The organism is Corallococcus exercitus (assembly GCF_042231735.1).
Lineage (GTDB): Bacteria > Myxococcota > Myxococcia > Myxococcales > Myxococcaceae > Corallococcus > Corallococcus exercitus_B.
In genome coordinates this window covers 4,488,501-4,500,846 of sequence record NZ_CP102577.1, presented here as the reverse complement: position 1 = coordinate 4,500,846, position 12,346 = coordinate 4,488,501, and the positions used below count along the sequence as shown (strand labels likewise).

At 71.5% G+C, this 12,346-nt stretch carries 12 protein-coding genes; 8 read left to right on the top strand and 4 right to left on the bottom strand.

Translation table 11 applies throughout. The annotated features are described in order from the left end of the window. Nucleotides 1-26 precede the first annotated feature (26 nt). Genes NR792_RS17475 through NR792_RS17460 form a run of 4 tightly spaced genes read right to left on the bottom strand, consistent with a single transcriptional unit; the run spans nt 27 to nt 3,679 of the window. Nucleotides 27-524: a GDYXXLXY domain-containing protein gene (locus NR792_RS17475; RefSeq protein WP_375761157.1), complete on the bottom strand. Its 498-nt coding sequence runs from the start codon at nt 522-524 to the stop codon at nt 27-29. Beyond that, the gene (locus NR792_RS17470; protein WP_375761156.1) at nt 521-1,630 is read right to left on the bottom strand and encodes a DUF4401 domain-containing protein; all 1,110 of its coding nucleotides are present in this window, start codon (nt 1,628-1,630) and stop codon (nt 521-523) included. Before NR792_RS17470 ends, NR792_RS17475 begins: the two co-directional genes overlap by 4 nt. Before the next feature lie 2 nt (nt 1,631-1,632). Next, nucleotides 1,633-2,643, bottom strand: a complete 1,011-nt coding sequence (locus NR792_RS17465; RefSeq protein WP_375761155.1) for a DUF2157 domain-containing protein — start codon at nt 2,641-2,643, stop codon at nt 1,633-1,635. 49 nt (nt 2,644-2,692) lie between these two features. Then, complete coding sequence (locus NR792_RS17460) at nt 2,693-3,679, bottom strand: alpha/beta fold hydrolase (protein WP_375761154.1); 987 nt, start codon at nt 3,677-3,679, stop codon at nt 2,693-2,695. 115 nt (nt 3,680-3,794) lie between these two features. Between NR792_RS17460 and NR792_RS17455 the strand changes: the two genes are divergently transcribed. Genes NR792_RS17455 through NR792_RS17420 form a run of 8 tightly spaced genes read left to right on the top strand, consistent with a single transcriptional unit; the run spans nt 3,795 to nt 12,321 of the window. After that, entirely contained in the window at nt 3,795-4,784 is a 990-nt protein-coding gene (locus tag NR792_RS17455; RefSeq protein ID WP_375761153.1) for an AAA family ATPase, read from the top strand. A gap of 24 nt (nt 4,785-4,808) precedes the next feature. Further along, nucleotides 4,809-5,690, top strand: coding sequence for a DUF58 domain-containing protein (locus tag NR792_RS17450; RefSeq protein WP_375761152.1), 882 nt, complete (start codon nt 4,809-4,811; stop codon nt 5,688-5,690). Next, complete coding sequence (locus NR792_RS17445; protein ID WP_375761151.1) at nt 5,687-6,679, top strand: hypothetical protein; 993 nt, start codon at nt 5,687-5,689, stop codon at nt 6,677-6,679. Before NR792_RS17450 ends, NR792_RS17445 begins: the two co-directional genes overlap by 4 nt. Next, nucleotides 6,651-7,664: a VWA domain-containing protein gene (locus NR792_RS17440; RefSeq protein ID WP_375761150.1), complete on the top strand. Its 1,014-nt coding sequence runs from the start codon at nt 6,651-6,653 to the stop codon at nt 7,662-7,664. The genes NR792_RS17445 and NR792_RS17440 overlap by 29 nt, the downstream gene beginning before the upstream one ends. Further along, a complete protein-coding gene (locus tag NR792_RS17435; RefSeq protein ID WP_375761639.1) occupies nt 7,664-8,719 on the top strand; it encodes a VWA domain-containing protein in 1,056 nt (351 codons plus the stop codon). The genes NR792_RS17440 and NR792_RS17435 overlap by 1 nt, the downstream gene beginning before the upstream one ends. Next, complete coding sequence (locus tag NR792_RS17430) at nt 8,716-9,735, top strand: tetratricopeptide repeat protein (protein ID WP_375761149.1); 1,020 nt, start codon at nt 8,716-8,718, stop codon at nt 9,733-9,735. The genes NR792_RS17435 and NR792_RS17430 overlap by 4 nt, the downstream gene beginning before the upstream one ends. Beyond that, nucleotides 9,719-11,599, top strand: coding sequence for a BatD family protein (locus NR792_RS17425; protein WP_375761148.1), 1,881 nt, complete (start codon nt 9,719-9,721; stop codon nt 11,597-11,599). Before NR792_RS17430 ends, NR792_RS17425 begins: the two co-directional genes overlap by 17 nt. Beyond that, on the top strand, nt 11,596-12,321 hold the full coding sequence (locus NR792_RS17420) for an SH3 domain-containing protein (protein WP_375761147.1): 726 nt from the start codon (nt 11,596-11,598) through the stop codon (nt 12,319-12,321). The genes NR792_RS17425 and NR792_RS17420 overlap by 4 nt, the downstream gene beginning before the upstream one ends. Nucleotides 12,322-12,346: the final 25 nt, after the last annotated feature.

Genomic DNA, 12,346 nt, shown 5'->3' with positions numbered 1-12,346 from the left:
GGGACAGCGGGGCGCGCGTGGGGCCTTCAGCGGATGGCGCTGCCCAGCGGCTGGTGGTTCTCGTCGCGCAGTCCCACCAGCACGCTGGTGCCGTTGTCCATCACCCGCAGCTCGCCGAAGCGCGCGTTCGCGTAGCGCTCCGCGTGGCCCTCCTGGAAGAAGAAGGCCTCCGCGCCCAGGCGCATCTGCGAGTTGCGGATGCGGAAGCGCAGGCGCACCTCGCCGGGCGCGAGCGGGGTGCCCGGCGTCTCGTAGCGCACGAACTCGCCCACGTTGTGCTCGTCCAGGCGGAGCACCACATTGCCGTCGTCCTGGGGCTGCTCGCGGCCCTCGCGCCAGCCCTGGTTGATGGCGTAGTCGAGCACCATGTAGTCGCCCTGGATGAGCGAGCGCGGATCCACCGGCGCCAGCCGCAGCAGCACCGGCTGCCCGCGCGCCAGCACGGTCTCCTTCTGCACGACGAGGAAGGCGAGCGCGACGAACACCAGCCCCAGCCCTCCGAAGATGACGGCGCCGCGTTTCATCGGGCCTCCGTGAGCACGGCGGGTTCACGCCGCAGGAAGAACTGCCGCACCCCCAGCAGCACCAGCCCGCTGCCCACCAGCGCGAGCGCCTTGGCCAGCAGCGTGATGCGCAGGTCGTAGTAGTAGTACGCGCCGAACGTCAGCAGGAACAGCACCGCCAGCCCCAGCATCACGCTGCTGCGGCGGTGGAAGCCGAGCGTCAGCATCAGCACCGCGACGAGCACGCCCGGCGTGTTCAGCGTCATCACCGTGAGCAGCACGAGCGCGCCGGCCGCCGGAATCCAGACGCGCTTCTCCTGCTCCAGGCCCAGCTCGCGCAGCACCCGCCACCCCGTCACCCCCACGAGGAGCGCGAGCAGGAGGGAGAGGTACGCGCTCGGCACGAACCCGCTGTCGAAGCGGAAGACGTAGCGGAAGCCCTCCAGGGTGCTCTCATAGCTGCGGAACAGCAGCCATCCCGGGACCGCGCACGCGAGCGCGAAGGCGATGGGCCCCACGCGGGCGCCCAGGGGCCCGCGCCGCAGCCGGGGCTCGAGGAGCAGGAGCCCCGAGAGCGCCGCGGCGCACATGAGCATCCACACGTCCACGCCCGCGCCACCGACCGCCTCGAGCGCCAGCACGCCGACGGACACGCAGAGCCCCACGGCCGCCAGGAAGTAGAGGATGAGGTCCGGGAACGTGGCGAGCAGCACGAGGCACACCACCGCCCCGACGGACGAAAGGCCGAGCGTCCCCAACTCCATGCTTCCCAGCCCCGCCAGGAAGGTGCCCGCGCCGGCCAGGCAGAGGGCCAGGGCCAGCTGCTCCATGAAGGCCCCATGGGTCTGCCGGCGCAGGAACACCGACGCCACCATCAACACGAGCCCCAGGCCCGTGAGCGCCGCCTCCTCCTTCCACAGGCCCACGCAGGCGAAGAAGCTGAGCAGGAACGCGGCGGACATCCACGCGCCCGCGCCGGCCAGGGCCTTCACGAACCAGGGTGAGGCGCCCACGGTCTTCTGACGGATCTCCAGGGTGGTGCGGGCGCGGGCGTCCACCTCCGCGTCCACGTGGCCCTCGGCCTTGAGCCCCGCCAGCACGTCTTGAATCGTCGGTCGCAGGGCCATGCTCAGGTCTCCTCCGAAACGCCCGTGGCCTGCGACTCGTGGCGCAGCCAGTACACCGCCAGGCCCACTTCTCCAATGAGCACCAGGGGCAGGATGAAGAGGGTCAGCTCCTCGGCGTGCGTCACCTCCATGAGGAAGTAGCCCACCGCCGTGGTGACCAGCGTGATGACGCACACCGCGCCCACGGTGAGCAGGAACAGCTCGCCGTGCAGGTGCCGGTGCAGGGCGTAGATGGCCACCAGCCCCCCCATCACCAGCGGCAGCGACACGCCGACGACGAGCGAGCGGTCGTACCTGCTGACGATGAACAGGATGCCCAGGCCCACCAGCGGACCCAGCGCCATGAGTGACAGCACGCGGGGCATCCACCGCCCCCGGAGCCAGGACACCTTCCGGTGGGCGAAGTGCTCGTAGGTGGCCCAGGCGAACCCGTTGAGCAGCCCCAGCACCAGCGCCAGCTGCTCCTCATGCGAGCCGAAGCGCGCCATGCGCTGGCCCCAGAAGAGGATGACGCCCGTGTTGACGAGCACGAGCTGGAGCATCCACAGCGGCGTGAAGCGCGCCAGCGCCACCCACGGCAGGATGAGCACGCCCCAGCCGATGAACAGCTCATACGGATCCGCGCCCGTCTGGTACGCCTGCCCGTACACGGCGAGCAGCGGCCCCACCAGCACCGCGGCCGCGAGCAGCGCGAACTGTCCCGCGGGCCGCTCGCCCAGCCGCCATGCGCCCACCGCCGCGCCGGCGATGCCCAGCGACACGAGGCCCAGCTTCGAGAAGCGCCCCAGCTCCGCCCAGTTGAAGGCGAAGAAGTACACCACGCCCGCCAGCACCAGCAGCGAGCCCAGCGCCATCAGCGTCGTGGACAGGAACGCGCGCCACGCGGGCCGCGCGGGCGTGGCGACCGCCAGGTGCAGCGCGCGCCCGTACGCGTCCGGGGCCAGGATTCCGGCGTCCGCCAGCGCATGCAGCCGCTCCGGCGTCGCCTCCAAGTCGAGGAAGTCTTTCGGCACGGCGGAGGACTGTACCCGGTTCAGGTGACGCCGGGGACGCCGCGCCCGCTCACGGACCGGAGCGCTCCGCGTTCAGGAAGGCCTTCAGCTCGGGGAGCACGCGCTCGGGATGCTCCAACTGCGGACTGTGTCCACAGTCCACGCGCAGCACGCGGGCCTGGGGAAGCCCGCGCGCGGCCTCGTCCGCCAGGGAGACGGGCAGCGTCTCGTCGCGCTCGCCCCAGACGAGCAGCACGGGGACCTTCACCTCGCCCAGCCGTTCGCGGCGGTGGAACACCGGGCCCGTCAGCGGCACCAGCGCGTTGAAGGCCTGCGCGGCTTCGGGCCTTCCGCCGGGCACGCTCAGCAGCTCGTAGCCCAGCTGTCCCAGCTTCTCTCCCAGCGGCGTCGGCGGGGGCGGCAGCATCCTCGCCATCGCCCAGGGGCCCAGATTTCGCGCCAGCCGCTCCGGCCCCGCGCGGAAGAAGAGCCGCGAGGCCCGAGGCATTTCCGGCCCCAGCCCCATCGCGTCCACCAGCACCAGCCGCTCCACCGGCACCGTGCCTCGCAGCGCCAGCTCCAGCGCCACCAGTCCGCCCAGCGAGTGGCCGACCACCGACACCGGCCCCGGCGCCAGCATCCCCAGGGCCTCCTCCACCGGCCCGGTGAAGAAGCGCACCGCGTCCTCCGCCGACCGAACGCGCACCTCCGCCGGGGTGGACTGTCCGAAGCCGGGCAGGTCCAGGGCCAGCACTTGGTGGTGCCGGGCCAGCACTGTCAGGTACGGGAACCAGTGGGTCGCCGCGTTCCCACGCCCGTGGAGGAAGACGACGGTGGAAGGCGCGCCGTCCCCGGAGCCGGGGCCCCCCTCGAGGATCCGCACCGCGCCGCCCCCGGGCAGCCAGTGCACCTGGGGCACCACGGCGGGGGCCAATTGGGCCAGAAGCCCCGTCTCCACCGGGCCCACGGGGGGCGTGGCGCCCGGGGCGCCGGGGCGGCCGGCGGCGTCCCAGCGAGGGGGGAGGGCGGAGCGGCGGGGCGGGGGAGGGCGGGACATTGAGGATGACCCTTTACGGGACAGGGCGGCTTGACGGAATGTCTGGCTTACAGCGGTGTTGAGCCGGACGCCCGGGAACCCTAGGCTGCCCGCCGCCCAGGCCGACAGAGGGGACATGAACACCGACATCCGCGCGCTCACCGAACGCGTGCAGCAGGAAAGCAGCTTCGTCGAGGCCCTCAACCAGGAGACCGGCAAGGTCATCGTCGGGCAGCGGTACATGCTCGAACGCATCCTCATCGGCCTCTTGTGCAACGGCCACGTCCTCCTGGAGGGCGTGCCCGGACTCGCCAAGACGCTGACCGTGCGCACCGTGGCGGACTCGCTCAGCGCCACCTTCATGCGCGTGCAGTTCACCCCAGACCTCCTGCCGGCGGACCTCGTCGGCACGATGATCTACAACCAGCAGACGGCCGCCTTCACCGTCCGCAAGGGGCCCATCTTCGCGAACATCGTCCTCGCGGACGAAATCAACCGCGCCCCCGCCAAGGTCCAGTCCGCCCTCCTGGAGGCCATGGCCGAGCGCCAGGTCACCATCGGCGACCAGACCTTCGGCCTGCCCTCGCCGTTCCTCGTGCTGGCCACCCAGAACCCCATCGAGCAGGAGGGCACCTACCCCCTCCCCGAAGCGCAGGTGGACCGCTTCATGCTCAAGGTGAAGGTGGGCTACCCGACCCGTGATGAGGAGAAGGTCATCATGGACCGGATGTCCGGCGGCTCGTCGCCCAAGGCCCAGCGGGTCATCGCGCTGGAGCACCTGGTGCGCGCCCGCGAGCTCGTCCACAGCATCTACATGGACGAGAAGGTGAAGGAGTACATCCTCAACGTGGTGTTCGCCACGCGCGAGCCCGCGCGCTACGGCCTCAAGGACCTGGCGGACTACATCCAGTTCGGGGCCTCGCCGCGCGCCACCATCTCGCTGGCCCAGGCGGCCCGCGCGCACGCGTTCCTGCGCCACCGCGGCTTCGTCACCCCGGAGGACGTGAAGGCCATCGCCTTCGACGTGCTCCGCCACCGCATCGCGATGACCTACGAGGCGGAGGCCGAGGAGCTCACCCAGGAGAAGATCATCCAGCGCGTCTTCGACCGCGTGGAAGTCCCCTGAGAAGGCCCCGGTAAGAGCGCGCCCGTGCTGCCCAAGGACCTCATCCGCCGCATCCGCAAGCTGGAGATCCGCACCCGCAAGGTGGTCTCCGACATGCTGGCCGGCCAGTACCACTCGGTGTTCAAGGGCCGCGGCATGGCCTTCTCCGAGGTGCGCCAGTACCAGCCCGGCGACGAGATCCGCTTCATCGACTGGAACGTCACCGCGCGCATGAACGAGGCCTTCATCAAGGTCTTCACCGAGGAGCGCGAGCTCACGGTGATGCTCCTGGTGGACGTGTCCGCCTCCAACGAGTTCGGCTCCAAGGACCGCACCAAGGCGGAGGTCGCCGCGGAGGTCGCCGCGCAGATCGCCTTCAGCGCCATCGCGAACAACGACCGCGTGGGGCTCATCCTCTTCTCGGACCGGGTGGAGAAGGTCGTCCCGCCGCGCAAGGGCCGCATGCACGTGCTGCGGCTGGTGAGCGACATCCTCACCTTCAAGCCCAAGGGCCACGGCACGGACCTGTCCGCGGGGCTCACGTACCTGACGCAGGTGTCCAAGCGGAAGGCCGTGACGTTCCTCGTGTCGGACTTCATGGCCACGGGCTACGAGAAGCCCCTGCGCCTGGTGGGCCGCCGCCACGACCTGGTGCCGGTGGTCATCGAGGACCCACTGGAGCAGCGCTTCCCCGCCCACGGCCTGGTGGAGATGGAGGACCCGGAGACGGGCGAGCGCTTCGTCGTGGACACCAGCTCCACCGCCGTGCGCGGCAAGTTCATGCGCGCCATGCAGGCCCAGCGCGATGAGCGCCGCAAGCTGTTCAAGAAGCTGGAGCTGGACCACGTGGAGCTGCGCGCCGGGGACGACCACGGCAAGGCGCTGGCGAACTTCTTCCGCGCGCGGGCCCGGAGGATGGCGGCATGAGACACGCGCTCGTCCTCGCGGCCGTCCTCCTGGTCAGCGCGCCCGCCGCCTGGGCCCAGGCCCCCGCCGCGCCCAAGGCACCTGTCGCATTGGAGCAGGTGTCGCCCACGGGCGCGTCCGCGCGGGTGGAGCCGGAAGCGGTGCACATCGGCGAGCCCTTCACCTACCAGGTGACGCTCACGCACCCGAAGGATCAGCGCTACGAACTGGTGGCGCCCACGGGTGAGAGCCCGGTGGAGTTGCTCCAGCAGACGCGGCAGCGCCAGGACAACGCGAACGACGCGACCACGACGTTCGGCCTGCGCTTCTCCGCGTTCGAGCTGGGCAGCGTGCAGCTGCCCGACCTCACCTTCGACGTGGCGACGCCGGAAGGGCCTCGCCGGTTCGTGCTCAAGGGCAAGCCGGTGGAGGTGGCCTCCACGCTGCCGCCGGACGCGCAGGGGCAGGGCGCGGAGCTGTTCGACTACCAGCCCCCGCAGGAAGTGCCCATCCGTTCGTGGACGCTGCTCTACGCGCTGGCGGCGGCGCTGGTGGTGGGGCTGCTGGCCTGGCTGCTGGTGCGCTGGTGGCAGCGCCGCCCGAAGCACGACAAGGTCGTTCCGCTGCTGCCCCTGGACGTGCGCGTGCGCCAGTCGTTGGATGCGCTCAAGCGCGAGGACCTGCCCGGCCGGGGCCACGCGAAGGACTTCTATTTCCGCCTCTCCGAAATCGTGCGCGGCTACCTGGGCGAGCGCTACGGCTTCGAGGCCCTGGAGTGCACGTCGTCCGAACTGATGGCGTCCCTGCGCCGGCTGCCCACGCCGGGCCTGCCGGAGGACGCGCTGATGCGCTTCGTCTCCGAGTCGGACATGGTGAAGTACGCCCGCGCCGACGCGTCCCCCGAGTCCTGCAACCAGGCGCTGGCCTTCGGCTACGACCTGCTCGCCAAAACGTACGTCCCTCCCGCTCCCCCCAAGCCCGATGCTGCCCCCGGACCTCGCGTTCAATAACCCGGAGGCGCTCTGGGCCCTGCTGCTGGCGCCGCTGCTGCTCGTGCTCGCCCTCTGGGAGCGCAAGCGCCGCGCCACGCTGCGCTTCTCCGCCGCGCACGTCTTCGCGAAGGGCGGCCGGGGCTTCCGCACGTACCTCCTGCCGCTGCTCCCCCTGCTGCGCGCGGCGGCGGTGATTGCCGCGGTGGTGGCCATCGCCCGGCCGCAGTCGCGCGACTCGCGCGTGAGGGACTTGTCGGTGGAGGGCATCGACATCGTGGTGGCGCTGGACCTGTCCACGTCCATGGAGGCCGGTGACTTCCGTCCGCAGAACCGCCTCAACGTGGCGAAGGAAGTGCTCGCGGACTTCATCACCGGCCGCGTGAACGACCGCCTGGGCCTGGTGGTGTTCTCCGGCGCCGCGTACACGCAGTCGCCGCTGACGCTGGACTACGGCGTGCTCAAGGAAGTGCTCAAGCAGCTGCGCACCCGCGTGCTGGAGGACGGCACGGCCATTGGTGACGCCATCGCCACGTCGCTCAACCGCCTGCGCGACTCCGAGGCGAAGAGCCGGGTGGTGGTGCTCATCACCGACGGCGACAACAACGCCGGCAAGATTTCCCCGCTGGACGCGGCGAACATGGCCGCGTCGCTCCACATCCCCATCTACACCATCCTCGTGGGCAAGGGCGGCAAGGTGCCCTTCCCGCAGGGCACGGACCTGTTCGGCAACACCGTGTGGCGCGAGACGGAGATCCCCATCAACCCGGAGCTGATGCAGGACATCGCGGACCGCACCGGCGGCGAGTACTACCGCGCCACCGACCCCGAAGGCCTCAAGCAGGGCCTGCAGAAGGTGCTGGACGCGCTGGAGCGCTCGAAGCTGATGGAGGGCGGCGCCAGCGCCACCTACAAGGAGAACTTCCACCCGTTCCTGCTGGTGGCCTTCGGGCTCGCCGCGCTGGAGCTGCTGCTGCGCGCCACCTTCCTGCGGGTGTTCCCATGATGCCCACGCTGGAGGCCTTGCGCTTCACGTTCCTGGGCTATCAGGTGGGGCTGGCGCAGCCGCTGTTCCTGGGGCTCGCGCTGGTGGGCGTGCTGCTGGGGCTGCTCGCGCTGCTCAAGGCGCTGGGCCGCAGGACGCGGCTGTCGGCGCTCATCGCGGAGCGCCACGTGGCGACGCTCGCGCCCGGCGTGTCCGTGTGGCGGCCGGCGGTGCAGGGCAGCCTGTATGGCCTGGGGCTGATGCTGTTCGGGCTCGCGCTCGCGCAGCCCCAGTGCGGCACGAAGAGCGAGCTGACGAAGCGCCGGGGCATCGACGTGGTGGTGGCGCTGGACGCGTCCAAGTCCATGCTCGCGCGCGACGTGCAGCCCAGCCGGCTGGACCGCGCGCGGCTGGAGCTCAACACGCTGCTGGATGAACTGAAGGGCGACCGCGCGGGCCTGGTGGTGTTCGCCGGGGACGCGTTCGTGCAGTCGCCGCTCACGTCGGACTACTCGGCGGTGAAGCTGTTCCTGCGCGCGGTGGATCCGGACGTGATGCCCCAGGGCGGCACCAACGTGGGCGCGGCGCTGAAGCTGGCCAAGCAGGTGCTGGACAACGCGGACCGGGGCTCCAAGGAGCGCGTGGTGGTGCTGCTGTCGGACGGCGAGGACCTCACGGGCGAGGTGCGCGAGGCCACGGAGGCGCTCAAGGACGCGCGCATCCAGGTGCTCGCGGTGGGCGTGGGCTCGGACTCCGGTGAGCCCATCCCCGTCTACGACCGGCGCGGCGAGTTCGTGGACTACAAGAAGGACTCCAACGGCGACACGGTCATCACGCGCCTGGACCGGGCGGGGCTCACGGCCATCGCGGACGCCACGGGCGGCGCCTTCTTCTACCAGCCCAACGGCGTGGCGATGGGGCAGGTGGTGGAGCGCATCGACCAGCTCCAGAAGAGCGAGCTGGAGAGCCGCGTGACGGTCCGCTACGACGAGCGCTTCCAGCTGTTCGCCATCCCCGGGCTGGTGCTGCTGGTGCTGGGCATGACGCTCATCCCCTCGCGCCGGAGGACCGCATGAGCGCGCATTCGATGCGGCGGCGTGCGGCGCGCGCGGTGGCGGTGGGCCTGGCGGGACTGCTGGCGCTGCCGGGGCCCGCGTGGGCGGTGGGGCCGCTGGAGAAGGACCACCCGCTGGTGCAGCGTGGGCGCGAGGCCTACGCGGCGGGGCGCTACGAGGACGCGCTCCGCGACTTCGAGGCCGCGAAGAAGGAGCGGCCCAATGATCCGACGGTGGAGTTCAACCGCGCGGACGCGCTGGCGAAGCTGGGCCGCTCGGCGGAAGCGCGCGAGGCGTTCAAGCAGGTGGCGGAGTCCACGCGCCAGCCCGACCTGGCGCAGAAGAGCTGGTACAACCTGGGCAACCTCGCGGCCACGGCGGGCGACCGCACGGAGGCGCTGAAGTCCTACCGCAAGGCGCTCACGCTGGACCCCACGGATCCGCTGGCCCGGCACAACTACGAGGTGGTGCTGCGCAACCTGCCGCCACCCCAGAACGGCCCGGATGGCGGCACGGACGGAGGCCAGGACGGCGGCAACGACGGCGGACGTCCGGACGCGGGCGAGGACGGCGGGCAGAAGGGCGACGGCGGCACCCCTCAGGACGGAGGCCAGGACGGCGGTCCGGATGGTGGCGCTGACGGCGGCGCGGACGGCGGTGCGCCGGATGGCGGTCAGGACGGCGGCGCGGATGGCGGCGGTGGTGATGCCGGGCCCGGTGATGGCGGTGCGGATGGCGGCTCGGATGGCGGGCAGCAGGATCCGAACCAGAAGGGCGACGGCGGCGCGGATGGCGGCGCCGACGGAGGCCAGGACGAGGGCGAAGGCGACTCGCGCGATGGCGGCACGGACGGCGGCAGCGAGGGCGAGGAGGAGACGGAATCGAACCCGCGCGACGGCGGAAGTTCGCCGGGCGACGTCGACCGGCAGGAAGCCGAGCGCCTGCTGGATGCGATGAAGCAGAACGAGAAGAATCTCCAGCTCTGGCGTTTCCAGCAGAAGAAGAAGCAGAGGAAGCCCAATGAGAAGGACTGGTAGCGGGCGCACGGCGCTGCTCGCCGTGCTCGCCCTCCTGGCCACGGCGCCGGCGTGGGCGGCGGACATCGAGTTCTACCAGACGGTGGACCGCACCGAGGTGGGCACCAACGACACCTTCAAGCTCACCGTGGTGGTGGTGGACGCGCCGTCCAACGCCCAGGTGCGCCTGCCCGAGTCCAACGACTTCGAGGTGCTCTCCTCGTCGCGCGGCAGCCAGCGCTCCATCTCGCTGTCCGGTGGCGGCCCCGCCGTCATCCAGGACATCACCCGCCACGAGCTGCTCATGCGCCCGCTGCGCGCGGGCAGGCTCACGATTCCGCCCGCGACGCTGACCGCGGGGGGCCGCACGTACCGCACGGACGCCGTGCAGCTCACCGTGCGCGAGGGCCACGCGGGCGGTGCGCCCCAGGCGCAGCAGGGCGGCCGGCCGAACCTGCCGGATCCATTCCGCAACTTCCGCAACATGCCGGATCCGTTCGGGGACGACGACTCGGACCTCAACGACGACGAGCCGGTGATTCCGCGCGGGGACTCGGACCTGTTCCTGCGCGCGAGCCTGGACCGGGACGACCTCTACGTGGGCGAGCAGGCCACGCTGTCGCTCTACATCTACTCGCGCGTGGACCTGTCCAGCGTGGACGCGGTGACGATGCCCAAGCTGGAGGGCTTCTGGACGGAGGAGGTGGAGAGCCCCACGCAGCTCACCGGCGAGCAGAAGGTCGTGGATGGCATCCCGTACCGCGCCTACCTCCTGCGCCGCCGCGCGCTGTTCCCGGTGAAGTCCGGCACGCTGCTCATCACCCCCGCGGAAGCGGACATCACCACGGGCTTCCTCTTCGCGGGCCACCGCGTGCACCGCGTCTCCAATGGCCTGAAGGTGAAGGTGCGGCCGCTGCCGTCCGGTGCGCCGCCGAACATGTCCAACGCGAACGTGGGCGCGTGGCGCATGTCGCTGGACGTGTCGCAGACGCGCGTGGAGCTGGGGCAGCCCATCACGGTGAAGGTCATCCTGGAGGGGCAGGGCAACGTGAAGAACGTCACCCCGCCGAAGCTCACCGGCCCGGCCGCGCTGAAAATCTACGAGCCGACGACGACGGACCGGCTCACGCCCAACCGCAACCGCATCCAGGGCCGCCGCGTGGTGGAGTACCTGGTGATGCCGCAGCGCACGGGCACGTTCACGCTGCCGGAGCTGCGCTTCCCGTACTTCGACCCCTCGCGGCGCCAGTACGAGACGGCGCGCACGGACCCCGTCACCATCACCGTGGAGGCGGGCGCGGGCGGGGTGTCCTCGCTGCCGTCGACGATGACGCCCTCGCAGGTGGCGGACGCGGCCAACGAGCAGAAGAACGTGCTCACCACGGGCGGCCTGCGGCCGGTGCGCGCCCAGGCCCACTTCGTGGGACCGACGCAGCCCGTGTGGATGCGGCCCTTCTTCATCGCGGGCGTGCTGGCGCCGCTGGGCCTGCTCGCGGGCGTGGCGTTCATCGGCGGCATGCGCGGCCGGCTGGCCACCCGCTCGGAAGCGGGCAAGGGCCGTCAGCAGGCGAAGGCCGCGCGCAAGCGGCTGGCGGAGGCGGAGAAGCTCAAGGCGGGCGCGGACGCGGGGGCCTTCTACGTGGAGGTGGAGAAGGCGATGGTGGGCTTCCTGGAGGCGCAGCTCGGCTTCCCCGTGGGCGGGCTGACGCGCGAGGCGCTCGGGGAGAAGCTGGCGGCGGCGGGCGTGGACGCGGAGCGGCGCGCGCGCGTGCTCTTCGTGCTGGAGGCGTGTGACCTGGGCCGCTACGGCGGCGGGGTGGAGCCGGGCGAGCGGCGCAAGGTGCTGGCGACCGCGGCGGCGGTGATGGAAGGCTGGACCGCATGAGCGACGCGGCGACGCAGGGCTACTACACCGCCGAGGAAGCGGAGGCCGTCTTCCAGCAGGCCAACGACGCGTACGGGCGCGAGGACTACGCCACCGCCCAGGCCCACTACGAGAAGCTCATCGCCCACGGCTTCGGCGGGCCGGACGTGCTCTACAACCTGGGCACCACGCACCTGGCCCGGGGCGACCTGGGCCGCGCGGTGCTGGCGCTGGAGCAGGCCCGGAAGCAGGGCGGACACGCCGCGGACCTGGAGGCCAACCTGGCCCTGGCGCGGGCGCGGCAGGTGGACAAGGTGGTGGGCGCCACCGCGGACGAAGCCTTCCTCCCCCGGCTGGCGGCGGCGACGGATGGCGCGGCGGTGGCCTGGGTCTTCTTCGTCGCGTGGCTGGTGGGCTTCGCGCTGCTGCTCTTCCGGCGCCTCTTCCCCGCGCTGCGGCGCACGGTGGTGGCGGTGGTGGCGGGCCTCTGCCTCACGGCGGCGGTGCCGGCGGCGCTGCTCCTGGGTGCGCACATCTGGGTGCACCAGAACGTGCATGAGGCCGTGGTGCTGTCGCCCACCCTGGTGGCGCGGGAGCTGCCCCGCTCGGAGGGACGCTCCCTCTTCGAGGTGCACGCCGGCCTGAAGGTCCAGCTCCTGGAGGAGACGGGGAAGTACGTGCGCATCCGCCTGCCCAACGGCCTGGAGGGCTGGGCGGAGCGCGACGGCGTCGCTGAAATCTAGGCGGGGCTGGAGCGACCCCCGCCCT